Here is a 12,966-nt window from a genome sequence, read left to right as displayed (position 1 = left end):
TGGCGATCACCCTAGGAAGGCGTGGTTGGCGAAAGGTTGCGTCGCCGGCTCAGGGTCTCGCTGCGGCGAGCCGGCCCTTGAGGAGCGGCACCGCGGGGTGGCTGCGGTGCCCGAGCTCGGCCAGGCACCGCTCGATCACATAGGTGTCGTACGGCGCCAGCTCGATGTAGCGAAGCACCGCATCGGGATCGGGGTTGACGAGCAGGGCCTCGCGCACGCTGACGGCGAGGTAGTCGGCCATCTCGACCAGGGCGGGGGCCTCGGTGCCGGGCAGCAGGTCGCCGCCGTAGGCCGCGAGCGCCTCACGGACGTCACCGACGCGCAGCCGTCGCTGCACCTCGTCGATGTCGGTGGTGACCGGCAGGGTGAGGCGGTAGGGGCGAGACGACAGCTGGCCCCGAAGAGCCGCGCGGAGGTGCGAGACCTCCGCCTTGAGCGTGGAGGTGGTCACCGAGGAGTCGCCGTAGAGCAGCGAGTGCAGCTGCTCGACCGAGAGCCCCGCGGGGTGCAGCGCCAGGAGGGCGAGGATCTCGGTCTGCCGACGGTTGAGGAGCAATCGCTCGCCGTCGAGCCACACCTGGGCGGTGCCCAGCAGGGTCAGCGTCAGCCCGGGCTCGTCGGGTGCCGCCATGCCGGTCACGGGTGAGCGACGCGAGGCCGGCAGGGCCGTCTCGATCAGCCGTGCCATGACCCGGGCCGTCGCGAGCCCGATCGGGTGGGTGCGGTCCCACGTGGTCGAGAGGTCGATGACCCCGAGCGGTCGGCCCGTGGTCGGGTCGTGCACCGGCGCCGCCCAGCACACCCAGTTGTGGACCACCTGGGCGTAGTGCTCCGCGCTGAAGACCATCGAGGGCGCGTCGGTGCGCCCGGCGATGGCGAGCGCGTTGGTGCCGACGCTTGCCTCGTCCCACCGCCCGCCCGGGACGAAGTTGACCGACTCGGCCTTGCGACGCATGACGCGACCGCCGTACGTCCACAGGATGCGCGTCTCCTCGTCGGTCACCGCGATCACGAGGTCGCCGTCCTCGGCGGTGCGGCGCAGCTCGTCCTGGACCCGCGCGACCGCGGTCTGCAGCGGTGAGTCCCGCCAGAACTCGGCGGTGGTCGCCTCGTCGGCGAGCGGCGCCTGGGTCACGGTCGGGGAGACGACTCCCGAGAGCTCCCAGCTGCGCCGGATCTCCGGTCGGACGGTCGGCTCCGCGACGTCACCGAGCGTGACGAAGCTGGTCCAGGCGCGCACGGCGTCGACGCGGCGCGAGTGCAGGTCGTCGGTGGTCATCGGGGGTCTCCAGAGGGGTCGAGCCCCACCGTAGCCCCGCGGGGGCCGCTTCGTCAGCGGTCGTGGTGGATCTTCCCGGCGGTGCCGGCGAGGCGCTCACCGGTCCCGCCCCAGCGTCCGGCGATGATCTCGGCGGCGATCGAGATCGCCGTCTCCTCGGGGGTCCGCGCGCCGAGGTCGAGCCCGATCGGCGACGACAGCAGCGCGAGCTCGTCGTCGGCCAGCCCGGCCTCGCGGAGCCGGGCCATCCGGTCGTCGTGGGTGCGGCGCGAGCCCATGGCGCCGATGTAGGCAGGGCGGGCGTCGTCGGGCAGCCGCAGCGCGACCTCGAGAAGAGGGACGTCGAACTTGGGGTCGTGGGTCAGCACGGCCAGCACGGTGCGCCGGTCGAGGCGGCCGCCCTCGACCTCGGCGCGGAGGTAGCGGTGCGGCCAGTCCACGACGACCTCGTCGGCCTCGGGGAAGCGGCTGGTGGTCGCGAACACGGGCCGGGCGTCGCACACCGTCACGTGGTAACCGAGGAAGGAGCCGACCCGGGCGACGGCGGCGGCGAAGTCGATGGCGCCGAAGACCAGCATCCGCGGCTTCGGCGCGAACCCCCAGACGAACACCCGCATCCCCTCGCCGCGGCGCTCGCCGTCGGGGCCGTAGGTCAGAGTCGCGTTGCTGCCGGTCGCGAGCAGGCCGAGCGCGTCGTCATGCACCGCGTCGTCGGCGCGCGGCGACCCGATCGACCCGACGGCGTCGGCGTCCGGCCGCACGACCATCCGGCGGCCCAGCCAGGTGGGGTCGGGGTGCTCGATCACGGTGGCAACGGCGACGGGCCGGCCCTCCCGCACGTCGGCGGCGACCTCGCCCAGCTGCGGGAAGGTCTGCTGCGACACCTTCTCGACGAAGACGTCGAGGATGCCGCCGCAGGTCAGCCCGACCGCGAAGGCGTCGTCGTCGGAGACGCCGTAGCGGCGCAGCACCGGTTCCCCGGAGCCGACGACGTCCTGGGCCTCCTCGTAGACGGCGCCCTCGACGCAGCCGCCGGAGACCGAGCCGACGGCTGTGCCGTCGGGACCGACCAGCATCGAGGCGCCCGCCGGTCGGGGTGCCGACTGGAAGGTCGCCACGACGGTCCCCACACCGACGGTCTCGCCGGCCTCCCACCACGCCACCAGCTCGTCCAGCACCTCACGCACGCCCGACCACCTCCACCAGTTCCTCGAACGTGGCCAACGAGTGGCCTGCGACAAAGTCATCGACGTGCGGCAGCGCTGCCGCGATCCCCTGCTGCACGGGCGCGTAGCCGGGCTTCCCGCGGTGCGGGTTGACCCAGACGACGTGGTGCGCGATGCGGTGCAGCCGCGCCATCTGCTCGCCGAGCAGTGCGGCGTCGCCGCGCTCCCACCCGTCGCTGAAGACGACCACGACCGAGCCGCGGGCCATCCCGCGCTGGCCCCACCGGTCCAGGAAGACGCGCAACGTCTCGCCGAGCCGGGTTCCTCCCGACCAGTCCGGCACCGCATCGCCCGCGGCGATGAGCGCCCGGTCGGGGTCGCGGTGCCGCAGGGCGCGGGTGACGTGGGTCAGGCGGGTGCCGAGCGTGAACACCTCCGCCCTCGGCTGCGTGGCGACGAACCGGTGCGAGAGCCGCAGCAGCGCATCGGCGTACGCACTCATCGAGCCGCTCACGTCGACGAGCAGCACCACCCGGCGCGGACGCAGCCGCCGGCGCCGCCAGGCCAGCTCGCCGGGCTCCCCCATCCGGCGCAGCGAGTCGCGCATCGTGCGGGAGGCGTCGAGGCGGCCGCGGTGCCAGCGCTCGTGGCGGGCCGTGCGCCGCACCGGGGCGGTCGGGCGCAGCCCGGCGAACATCGCGGCCAGTCGCTGCCGTTCGCCCGCATCCAGGCTCGCGACGTCGCGGTGCCGGAGCACGTCGGTCGTCGTGGCGGCCGCACGCAGCGCCTCGCCCTCCTCCCCGCCGTCGCCGCCCTCCTGCGCGTCGACGGTGGGCAGCGCGGGCGCCGCCGGCATCGGCAGGCCGGACTCGCGGCGCCGTGGCAGCTCCCCGCGCGGGTCGAACCACGCCTCGAAGACCTGGTCGTAGCGCGCGAGGTCGTCGGGACCGGCGCACAGCGTCGCCCGTCCGGCCCAGTACGTCGCCTGTTGGTCGCCCAGCCCGACGAGCGCCGTCGCCTCGACGAACCCGTGGGCGCGGTCGGGTGTCACGGGCACGCCGGCCGCCTTCAGCGCCCGGGTGAACCCCAGCAGCACCGGCAGCGGATCGATGGCTGCATGCGTCATGTGGTGAGCATCCGGTCCAGCGCCTGGCGCACGCGGTCGGCGTCCTCGCGGTACTTCACCAGTGCACCGAGGGTGGCGGCAGCGGTGGCGAGGTCGAGGTGGGTGGTGCCGAGGTGGGTCAGCGCCCGCGCCCAGTCGAGCGTCTCGGCCACGCCCGGTGGCTTGAGCAGGTCGTCGCGGTCGCGCAGCTGCTGGACGACGCCCACGACCTGGCGCGCGAGCGCCTCGGCGACCTCGGGGGCACGGGAGCGGACGATCGCGACCTCGCGGTCCAGGCCGGGGTGGTCGATCCAGTGGTAGAGGCAGCGCCGCTTGAGCGCGTCGTGCAGCTCGCGGGTGCGGTTGGAGGTCAGCACGACGTGCGGCGGCGTCGCGGCGCTGACCGTCCCGAGCTCGGGGATCGTGACCTGCCAGGTCGAGAGCACCTCCAGCAGGAACGCCTCGAACTCGTCGTCGGCGCGATCGACCTCGTCGATGAGCAGCACCGCCGGCGACTGCTTCAGGGCGGCGAGCACCGGCCGGGCGAGCAGGAACCGCTCGTCGTACAAGCTCTTCTCCGCCTCCTCCGCCGTGGCATCGGTGCCGGCGGCCTCCAGCGCACGCAGGTGCAGGATCTGGCGCGGGAAGTCCCAGTCGTAGAGGGCCTGGGTCGCATCGATGCCCTCGTAGCACTGCAGCCGGATCAGCGGCAGGTCGAGCGACTCGGCGAGCGCCTCGGCCAGCGCGGTCTTGCCGGTGCCGGGCTCGCCCTCGAGCAGCAGCGGGCGCTGCATCCGCATCGTCAGGAACAGCACCGTCGCCAGCTCGTCGTCGGCGAGGTAGCCGGTCGCGCCGAGGCGCGCTGCGACGTCGGCGGCATCGTGCATGACCGGGTCCATGCTGGTCAGGCTACGACCAGGGACGTTGGCCGGACGTTGGCTTCCTGGTCGGTCTCAGCGCCGGTCGACGTCCGCGCCGGTCGCGAGGTCGCCGCACTCGACGATCGTCACGTCGTGCGCCCCGAGATAGGCCCGTCCGCCCTCGTCGCCGCGCAGCGTCGTGACGAGGGGACCGACGTGGTCGCTGCCGATCAGCACCGGATGTCCGGGCCTGCCGTCGTACGCCGCCCGCGCCAGCGCCGCTCCGGTGGCCAGCACCCGCGCCACGACGTCCGCGCCGACGTCGGGCAGGTCGACGAGGGTGATCAGCACGTCGCGCCCGAGCGGGACCTGCGAGAGTCCTGCGCGCAGGCTCGCGCCCATGCCGTCGGCCCAGTCCTCGGCGACGACGACCTCGACCGGCAGGCCCTCGAGCAGGGTCCGCGCCTCTCCTGCCGCGGCACCGAGCACGACGTACACCCGGTCGCAGCCGCCCTCGATGAGCACCTGCACCGACCGGCGCAGCCAGTCGTCGACCAGCGCCTTGGGGGTGCCCATCCGCCGACCGGCGCCGGCGGCGAGGAGGAGTCCGGTCGTGCCCGTCACGAGGTGCGGTCGGCGCTCTCGAAGTCGGCCTTCATCGCGGCCAGCGTGCGCCGGATGTTGCGGCGCTGGAAGTCCGCGAACAGCTTGCCGCCGGTGACGGTGCGGTCGAAGGCACCGGCCATCCAATCGGGCCAGGCGCCACGGCCGTCGGTCCAGGTCTCGGTGACCCGGGTGCCGCCCTCGACCGTTTCGAAGTCGTAGGCCCAGGTGGCGATGCGGCTCTTGAGACGCGGCGTGCGCGCACCGATCTTGCGTACGTCGAAGGCGAACCGTCGCCCCGGCTCGGAGGCCGTGACCACGCACCCGGTGATCCAGCGCGCCCGGCCACGCTTGTTGGTGCCGTCGAACCGCTCGTCGACCGTGAGCGGACGACCAGCCTCGGGCGTCGTCGCCCCGGTGTTCTCCCGGCTCCACCGAGGCATCTGCGTCGGATCGGCGACCTGCGCCCAGATCGTCTCGGCATCGGCGTCGATGACGACGCTGTCGCTCACCTGCATCTCGCGGGTCATCGGTCTCCTCGTGGTCGGTGGGTCGAGACTAGGTGAGGTCGTGGGCTGCCGAGCAGGACCGTCCACGTGGACGATTCGGTACGTCGCAGCGCCGGCCCTGCGCCGTACCGCCCGTGCAGCTTCGTCCACTCGGACGATTCGGACCGCGGCGCCCGGGAAATGGAGCAGGGCCCCCGTCCGAAGACGAGGGCCCTGCCGAATGGTGCTGGTGGAACGGGGCGGATCAGAAGTCCATGCCGCCCATGCCGCCCATGCCGCCGTCGCCGCCGCCCATGGCCGCAGCCTTCTCGGGCTTGTCGGCCACGACAGCCTCGGTGGTGAGGAACAGCGCCGCGATCGAGGCAGCGTTCTGCAGGGCAGAGCGCGTGACCTTGGCCGGGTCGATGATGCCCTCGGCGATCATGTCGACGTAGTCGCCCGTGGCCGCGTTGAGCCCGTGACCGGGCGTCAGGTTGCGGACCTTCTCGGAGACGACGCCACCCTCGAGACCGGCGTTGATCGCGATCTGCTTGAGCGGGGCCTCGATCGCGACGCGCACGATGTTGGCACCCGTGGCCTCGTCACCCTCGAGGTCGAGCTTGGCGAACGCCTCGGTGCCGGCCTGGACCAGCGCGACGCCACCTCCGGCGACGATGCCCTCCTCGACGGCAGCCTTCGCGTTGCGAACGGCGTCCTCGATGCGGTGCTTGCGCTCCTTGAGCTCGACCTCGGTGGCCGCGCCGACCTTGATGACCGCAACGCCGCCGGCCAGCTTGGCCAGGCGCTCCTGCAGCTTCTCGCGGTCGTAGTCGGAGTCGGACTTCTCGATCTCGGCGCGGATCTGGTTGACCCGGCCCTCGATCTGGCCCTGGTCGCCAGCGCCCTCGACGATGGTGGTCTCGTCCTTGGTGATGACGACCTTGCGGGCCTGGCCGAGGAGCTCGATGCCGGCCGACTCGAGCTTGAGGCCGACCTCCTCGGAGATGACCTGGCCGCCCGTGAGGATGGCGATGTCCTGGAGCATGGCCTTGCGACGGTCACCGAAGCCGGGAGCCTTGACGGCGACCGACTTGAAGGTGCCCTTGATCTTGTTGACGACCAGGGTCGACAGCGCTTCGCCGTCGACGTCCTCGGCGATGATCAGCAGGGGCTTGCCGGACTGCATGACCTTCTCCAGCAGCGGGAGGAGGTCCTTGACCGTGGAGACCTTCGAGTTGGCGATCAGGATGTAGGGGTCCTCCAGGACCGCTTCCATCCGCTCGAGGTCGGTGGCGAAGTAGGCCGAGATGTAGCCCTTGTCGAAGCGCATGCCCTCGGTCAGCTCGAGGTCGATGCCGAACGTGTTCGACTCCTCGACCGTGATGACGCCTTCCTTGCCGACCTTGTCCATCGCCTCGGCGATGGCGTCACCGACGGTGGTGTCGCCACCGGCGGAGATCGTGGCCGTGGCGGCGATCTGCTCGCGCGTCTCGACCTCCTTGGCCATGGAGAGCAGCTGGTCGGACAGCGCCGAGACAGCCGCCTCGATGCCGCGCTTGAGGCTCATCGGGTTGGCACCCGCGGCGACGTTGCGCAGGCCCTCGCGGACCATCGCCTGGGCGAGCACGGTCGCGGTGGTGGTTCCGTCACCGGCGACGTCGTCGGTCTTCTTCGCGACCTCCTTGACCAGCTCGGCGCCGATGCGCTCGTAGGGGTCCTCGAGGTCGATCTCCTTGGCGATGGACACACCATCGTTGGTGATCGTGGGGGCGCCCCACTTCTTCTCCAGGACGACATTGCGGCCCTTGGGACCGAGGGTCACCTTCACCGCGTCGGCGAGGGTGTTCATTCCCCGCTCGAGTCCGCGGCGGGCTTCCTCATTGAAAGCAATCAACTTTGCCATAACTCGTGAGCTTCCTTCGTCATGAGTCGAGTCTGTGTACGGCGCTGGTGGGCTGCCCGCGACGGACGATCCCCAGCCTCCGACGGACCCTTCCCGTCAGCGCCGACGACCTCAGCGTCACCTGCCGTGTTGTCACTCTCATGCCGAGAGTGCCAGCCTCATGTTTAGCACTCGGCCTAGGAGAGTGCAAACGTCAGGAGAGGTCCGCGAGCGCGGTGAGGCTCGCCGGTCCGCGGATGTCGCTGACGAGGTGGACGGTCGGCGTACCGACGTCCCAGGCGAGGATCCGTTGGCCTTCCGTGCTCACGGACGAGAAGAGGACCGTGTCCTCGTCGATCCAGGCGCGCGGGATGCAGCAGCCCTTGACGCGGGTGCCCTCCTCGCCCGGGCCGCGGTCGAAGGCCAGCACGCTCCGCTCCCCGCGCTGGTCCACGAAGATGACCTCCGGTGCCGCGAAGCGGGTGGGGCTGACCAGGTCGAGACCGGCGAACGCCGCCTGGGCGGTGCCACCTCGTCCGAAGACGACCGGCCCCCACGGCTGGTCGTCGGGGCCCGACCAACCGCGGACCCAGTCGATCGTGGCCGTCGTCGTCACCCCGGGCCCCACCGGATGGATGGTCCCTCCAGAGTCGTCGCCCAATCGCGATGGCAGCCAGATCTGGTCCGGCATCATCCAGCGCGCCTCCTCGGCCAGCCAGTCCGGGGTGTCGATGGTGGTCCACTCCCCCGTCACGAAGTCGAGCACCTCGAGCGAGCTCTTCTGGATGAAGAACGCGCTCTGCCGGTCTGCAGACAGTGAGTAGGAGGACAGCGGATTCCGTCGATTCCCGGCCTCGTCGGTGAGCGTCTCGAGTCGGGACGTGTCGATCTCGATGACGCGCTGGCTCGCGGTGAGCGCGAATGCCCGCTCACCCCGGCCGGAGAACAGCCCGACCACGGGCTCGCCGACCGCTTCCTCCTGCGCCGCGTCGAGGTCGACAACCGGCGGAAGCTGCGCGACGGACAGCGGCGGCAGGGACGACTCGTCCGTCACCGACGGAGCCCACCACACGTCCGCGCCGGCGTACTTCCCGACCTGTTCGGCCACCGGCGGCCCCGTCACCGGCGGGGTGGGAGTCGACGTCGGCGCGTCCACAGACGGGTCCGGAGCGACCCGACCGTCGGACCCGCCGACCAGCGCCACGCCGGTGACGACGGCAACGGTCGCCGCGACCGAGCCGACCACGGCAACCCGAGCACCGACGCGGCGGCGGGTTCCGTCCCGCCAGGCGCGGTCGATGGCGGCGGGGCCGGGTCCATCCAACGAGGGAGCCGCGTCGTGGAAGAGGTCGCGGAGGGCGGAGTCGGTCATGAGGTCTCCAGGGAGAGCAGGTCGCTGAGCTCGGGCGCGAGCTCGCGCAGCCGGCGCAGGGCCAGGTGGGCGGTGCTCTTGACGGTGCCGGCGGAGACGCCGAGGACGAGCGCGATCTCGGCCTCGGAGAGGTCGTCGAAGTAGCGCAGCACCAGCACGGCCCGCTGCCGTTCGGTCAGTCGACGCAGGGCATCGAGGAGCAGGAGCCGGCGCTCGACCCCGGTGTCACCCGGCGCCGTACGACCCGGATCGGGGACGTCGGAGACGAGCTGGAGCCGGTTGCGGCGCCACCAGGAGATGTTGTCGCGCACGAGGATCTGGCGGGCGTAGGCGTCGGGACTGCCGTCGCGCAACCGCGGCCAGCGCTGCGCGACCTTGGTCAGCGCCTCCTGGACGAGGTCCTCGGCGCGGCCGCGGTCGCCGGTCAGGAAGGTCGCGGTGCGCAGCAGCCGTGGCCGACGAGTCGTCGCCCAGGCCGTGAACGACTCGCGATCGTCCGGTTGTTGTTCCATGTCCACCTCAACGCCATCGTGCAACGAAAGGTTGGAGCACCTGAGCAGGTATTTGGACGGTGGGCGCGCCGAATGCCGCGTGTTGAGCGTCCATATGGCCGCTCAAGTCGCGTCACGACAGCCGCGAGGCGATCAGGTCGGCGAACGGCTCGGCGTTGCCGGGGACGATGTCGAGGTAGAGCCCCGGCTCGATCAGCTCAAGCTCGGACACGACCCACTGGTCGCCGTACGACAAGAGGTCGACGCGGACGTAGTCGAGCTCGCGCCCGAAGCGCCCGGTCAGCCAGTCGTTGGCCGCCAGCGCGACGGCCGCGATCGTCTCGTCGATCGGCACCGGCAGCGAGCCGCCGCCGAACTGCTCGTGCACGCGCACCTCGTCGCCCACCGGCAGCTTGTCGACCTGCGAGATCACCTGTCCGGCGAGCACGAACACCGACACCTCGCCGCGGGTGCGCACCGACTCCACGAGCGGCTGCGCGATCCAGGGGCCGCCGACGGGTGGGTACGTCGGGTGGCTGCGCAGCGTCTGGCCGAGCCGCCCGTCGAGGGGGTCGCTGACGACGATCAGCCCGGCACCGCCGGCGCTGACGCGGGGCTTGACCACGGCCGTGCCGAACTCGGCGATCGCGGAGCCGAACTCGGCCGAGGTCGCCGCGAGGCGGGTGGGCACGGTCGGGAGGGGGCCGAGCTCCAGGAGGTAGGACTTGTCGTGGTTCCACTCGAAGACGTCGGCGCCGTTGAGCAGGCGCGACTGGTCGAGCGACCTGGCCCAGGCCAGGAACTCCCCGGCGCGCACGGCGTAGTCCCACGTGGACCGGACCACCACGAGGTCGGCCGCGGCCCAGTCGACCGACGGGTCGTCCCACACCGCCCACGCGAAGTCGACCCCGCGGGCGACCAGCGCCTTGTCGAGGGCCTCGAAGCCGGGCTCGCCCTCGGGCATGCCGGCGAAGGTCGCGATCAGGACGGTCAAGGGGTCTCCGCAGGGTCGTCGTTGCTGCCGTGGAAGGTGTGCGCCGCGGTGTCGCGGTTGCTGCCCTCGACGTTGTCACCCTTCTCGATGACGACGAGGTTGTGGTAGCAGTGAACGGCCCTCACATGCTTGTCGGTGTAGCTCGACTCGTAGTCCTCGACGAGGAGCTCCTCGTGGTTCAGCCCGTCGACGAGGCTCTTGACGAGATCCATCGAGGTGCCCGTCGCACGCGGATCGACGGCGCCACCCCAGGCCGGCCAGTAGGACGTCTGGATGTCCTCGATGCAGTAGATCGCGCCGTCGGGCAGCAACGGGAAGAGGATCGCGAAGGTGGCCCGCACGTGCTCGGGGATGTGGCTGCCGTCGTCGATCACGACGAGCGGGGCGCCCTCCTCGGCGATGATGCGCTGCAGGATCCCGGGGTCGGTCTGGTCGCCGAGGTAGGTCTGGATGTGGCCGCCGTCGAGGAACGACTTGTCCTCGATGTCCAGGCCGACGATCCGCGCCCTCGGGAAGAACCAGCGCCACATCTTCAGCGAGGCGCCACTGCGGCGCTTGCGGGTGTAGCCGCCGATGCCGATCTCAAGCAGCACGAACTTCTGCTGGCGCAGGTGCTCGAGGTGGCGCTGGTAGTGCGGGGTGTAGCGGTGCACGCCCCACTTGTCGGTGCCGAACTCGACGGCCAGCTCGGTGAGGTCGAGGCCCATCAGCCGCTGCCGGCGCTCCGCCTTCGGGTCGGCGGCAGGAGCGTCCTCCACGGTCCGGACGCGGCCCGCCACGCGGCGTACGACGGAGGAAGCGGAGTGGCGAAGAGTCACCGGGGAACCCTAGCCCGCGGCCAGGACGTCCTCCGTGCGGCGGTGGCCGATGGTCTCGTAGCCGACGACCGTGACCCACGGCGTGGCCGCGAGCACGAGCAGGCACCACTCGAGCGGGACACCGGAGCGGGCCATCAGCACGGCGGCGACCACCACGCCTGTGGTCCCGCCGAGCAGCACCACGTGGAAGGGCTCGAAGGTGCGCGTGAGCAGCGTGTAGAGGCCGAAGGTGCCCAGGACGTACGCCGCCAGCGGCACCGCCACCGTGAGGACGGTCGCGAAGCTGCCGAGCTCGCTGTGGTGCTCGACGAAGAAGGCCGCCACGTGCAGCCCGGCACCCACGGCGACGAGGGCGGCCATGATGGCGAAGTGGCTGTAGGCCCACGGCAGCGCCCGCTCGCGGTGCCGGTGGAGCAGCTCGCCGTTGGGCAGCACGAAATAGATCCACCACATGCCGAAGGTCATCGCGACGCCTGCGAAGCCCAGCACCGCGACGTCCCACGTCCAGCCCGGCCCGTCCGGCCCGACGATCGCGCTCAGCGCAGCGACCGTGCCGAGCAGTCCCTCGCCGAGCGCGATGATGACGAGCAGGCCGTAGCGCTCGGCCAGGTGGTGGGCGTGCCACGGGATGCGGTGCTGGGTCGCGAGCCGCTCCCCGAAGACCGGGCCACCGAGCTCGATCAGCAACGGCACGACCATCGCGACCAGGGTCTCGCGGATGCTCAGGTCGGCGAGCGCGATCCAGCACCAGATGAGCTGCGAGACCACGATCGTGGCGACGTAGACGAGGGGCGCGCGGGAGCGCGAGGCGTCGCCCCGGTGGGCGCGCAGCCACATCGCCACCATCGGCACGCGCATGACGACGTAGCCGAGCACCATCACCCGGTTGTCGAGGTGCTCGCCGTGCTCGAGCGAGGCGAACATCGCGGGCAGCCCGAGTGCGAGGACCAGGACGCCGAGCATCTGCACCAGCACCATCAACCGGCACAACCAGTCGTCGGTGTCGTAGGCGCTGGCGAACCACGTGTACTGGATCCAGGCCCACGTGACCGCGAACATCGCGAAGGCGAAGCCGCCCAACCCGACGGCGAGGTGGTCGGCCGCCAGTGCGTGCGCCAGCTCGTCGGCCGCGAGCCCGAAGGCGATCACGAACGTCAGGTCGTAGAGCAGCTCGAGCGGGGTCGCGGTGCGGTGGGTCTCGTGCGGGTCGCGTCCGCTCATCCGCGTCACACGGTGCGCTTCGTCCTGGGTCACAGCCGACGAGTCTAGGGGCGATCAGTCGAGGGCGAGGCTGAGCGCGATCAGGGTCATCACGACCGCGATCGACCCGTCGAGGACCCGCCACGCCATCGGCTTCGCGAACAGTGGCGCGAGCCGGCGGGCGCCGTACGCCAGGGCGAAGAACCACACGAAGCTGCCCAGCGTGGCGCCGACCGCGAACACCCAGCGGCCGTCGGCGCCGTGCTGGTTGGCGATCGAGCCGAGCAGCAGCACGGTGTCGAGGTAGACGTGCGGGTTGAGGAAGGTCAGGGCAGCGGCGGTGGTCAGCGCCGCCCTGAGCGACGCCCCGGTCGCCGTCTCCCCGGCCCGCAGCGTCTCGGGGTGTACGGCGCGGCGCAGCGCGAGCACGGCATAGCAGAGCAGGAAGGCCACCCCGCCCCACTTGACGACCTCCAGCACGACCGGCGCCTGCTCGACGAGGGTGCCGATCCCGAGCACCCCGGCCCCGATCAGCAACGCGTCGGCGAGGGCGCACAGCAGCGCGACCGCGCCGACGTGCTCGCGCCGGATGCCCTGGCGGAGCACGAACGCGTTCTGCGCGCCGATGGCGATGATCAGCGAGAGACCGCTGCCCAAGCCGGCGAGCAGGGTGGTGGGCACGACCCGAGGCTAGGGGTCGCTGCTGGC

Annotated in this window: 13 protein-coding genes; all 13 read right to left on the bottom strand. The window is 71.6% G+C overall.

Annotated features, from left to right (window positions below):
• Positions 1-49: 49 nt before the first annotated feature.
• Entirely contained in the window at positions 50-1,279 is a 1,230-nt protein-coding gene (locus tag CF8_RS03005) for a transcriptional regulator (protein ID WP_010831664.1), read from the bottom strand.
• A 53-nt stretch (positions 1,280-1,332) separates the two neighbouring features.
• Positions 1,333-2,466 carry an XdhC family protein gene (locus CF8_RS03000; protein ID WP_010831663.1) on the bottom strand — a complete coding sequence of 378 codons (1,134 nt, stop codon included), beginning with the start codon at positions 2,464-2,466 and terminating at the stop codon, positions 1,333-1,335.
• A complete protein-coding gene (locus tag CF8_RS02995; protein WP_010831662.1) occupies positions 2,459-3,571 on the bottom strand; it encodes a vWA domain-containing protein in 1,113 nt (370 codons plus the stop codon). The genes CF8_RS03000 and CF8_RS02995 overlap by 8 nt, the downstream gene beginning before the upstream one ends.
• Positions 3,568-4,449 (bottom strand): AAA family ATPase, encoded by an 882-nt coding sequence (locus CF8_RS02990; RefSeq protein ID WP_010831661.1) that lies wholly within the window; start codon positions 4,447-4,449, stop codon positions 3,568-3,570. The genes CF8_RS02995 and CF8_RS02990 overlap by 4 nt, the downstream gene beginning before the upstream one ends.
• Before the next feature lie 54 nt (positions 4,450-4,503).
• Positions 4,504-5,034, bottom strand: a complete 531-nt coding sequence (locus CF8_RS02985; protein ID WP_010831660.1) for a nucleotidyltransferase family protein — start codon at positions 5,032-5,034, stop codon at positions 4,504-4,506.
• Positions 5,031-5,543 carry an SRPBCC family protein gene (locus tag CF8_RS02980; RefSeq protein ID WP_036490047.1) on the bottom strand — a complete coding sequence of 171 codons (513 nt, stop codon included), beginning with the start codon at positions 5,541-5,543 and terminating at the stop codon, positions 5,031-5,033. The genes CF8_RS02985 and CF8_RS02980 overlap by 4 nt, the downstream gene beginning before the upstream one ends.
• A 223-nt stretch (positions 5,544-5,766) precedes the next feature.
• Positions 5,767-7,404 (bottom strand): chaperonin GroEL, encoded by a 1,638-nt coding sequence (gene groL, locus CF8_RS02975; RefSeq protein WP_036490046.1) that lies wholly within the window; start codon positions 7,402-7,404, stop codon positions 5,767-5,769.
• 193 nt (positions 7,405-7,597) lie between these two features.
• Positions 7,598-8,755 (bottom strand): hypothetical protein, encoded by a 1,158-nt coding sequence (locus tag CF8_RS02970; protein WP_010831657.1) that lies wholly within the window; start codon positions 8,753-8,755, stop codon positions 7,598-7,600.
• Complete coding sequence (locus CF8_RS02965; protein WP_036490045.1) at positions 8,752-9,267, bottom strand: SigE family RNA polymerase sigma factor; 516 nt, start codon at positions 9,265-9,267, stop codon at positions 8,752-8,754. The genes CF8_RS02970 and CF8_RS02965 overlap by 4 nt, the downstream gene beginning before the upstream one ends.
• A gap of 112 nt (positions 9,268-9,379) precedes the next feature.
• A complete protein-coding gene (locus CF8_RS02960) occupies positions 9,380-10,240 on the bottom strand; it encodes an ATP-grasp domain-containing protein (RefSeq protein WP_010831655.1) in 861 nt (286 codons plus the stop codon).
• Positions 10,237-11,058 carry a hypothetical protein gene (locus CF8_RS22270; protein WP_198016936.1) on the bottom strand — a complete coding sequence of 274 codons (822 nt, stop codon included), beginning with the start codon at positions 11,056-11,058 and terminating at the stop codon, positions 10,237-10,239. The genes CF8_RS02960 and CF8_RS22270 overlap by 4 nt, the downstream gene beginning before the upstream one ends.
• A gap of 9 nt (positions 11,059-11,067) precedes the next feature.
• Positions 11,068-12,312 carry a low temperature requirement protein A gene (locus CF8_RS22265; protein WP_010831653.1) on the bottom strand — a complete coding sequence of 415 codons (1,245 nt, stop codon included), beginning with the start codon at positions 12,310-12,312 and terminating at the stop codon, positions 11,068-11,070.
• A gap of 21 nt (positions 12,313-12,333) precedes the next feature.
• Entirely contained in the window at positions 12,334-12,939 is a 606-nt protein-coding gene (locus tag CF8_RS02945; protein ID WP_010831652.1) for a LysE/ArgO family amino acid transporter, read from the bottom strand.
• Between the last annotated feature and the right edge of the window lie 27 nt (positions 12,940-12,966).

This window comes from Nocardioides sp. CF8 (assembly GCF_000389985.1).
Lineage (GTDB): Bacteria > Actinomycetota > Actinomycetes > Propionibacteriales > Nocardioidaceae > Nocardioides > Nocardioides allogilvus.
Note: the sequence above shows the minus strand (reverse complement) of the source record. Positions and strands in the feature narration are given on the sequence as shown.

Excerpts from the sequence above, each read along its gene's own strand:
- groL (WP_036490046.1), bottom strand. The coding sequence starts at position 7,404 with ATGGCAAAGTTGATTGCTTTCAATGAGGAAGCCCGCCGCGGACTCGAG.
- CF8_RS02980 (WP_036490047.1), bottom strand. The coding sequence starts at position 5,543 with ATGACCCGCGAGATGCAGGTGAGCGACAGCGTCGTCATCGACGCCGAT.
- CF8_RS02990 (WP_010831661.1), bottom strand. The coding sequence starts at position 4,449 with ATGGACCCGGTCATGCACGATGCCGCCGACGTCGCAGCGCGCCTCGGC.
- CF8_RS02970 (WP_010831657.1), bottom strand. The coding sequence starts at position 8,755 with ATGACCGACTCCGCCCTCCGCGACCTCTTCCACGACGCGGCTCCCTCG.
- CF8_RS02995 (WP_010831662.1), bottom strand. The coding sequence starts at position 3,571 with ATGACGCATGCAGCCATCGATCCGCTGCCGGTGCTGCTGGGGTTCACC.
- CF8_RS02965 (WP_036490045.1), bottom strand. The coding sequence starts at position 9,267 with ATGGAACAACAACCGGACGATCGCGAGTCGTTCACGGCCTGGGCGACG.
- CF8_RS03005 (WP_010831664.1), bottom strand. The coding sequence starts at position 1,279 with ATGACCACCGACGACCTGCACTCGCGCCGCGTCGACGCCGTGCGCGCC.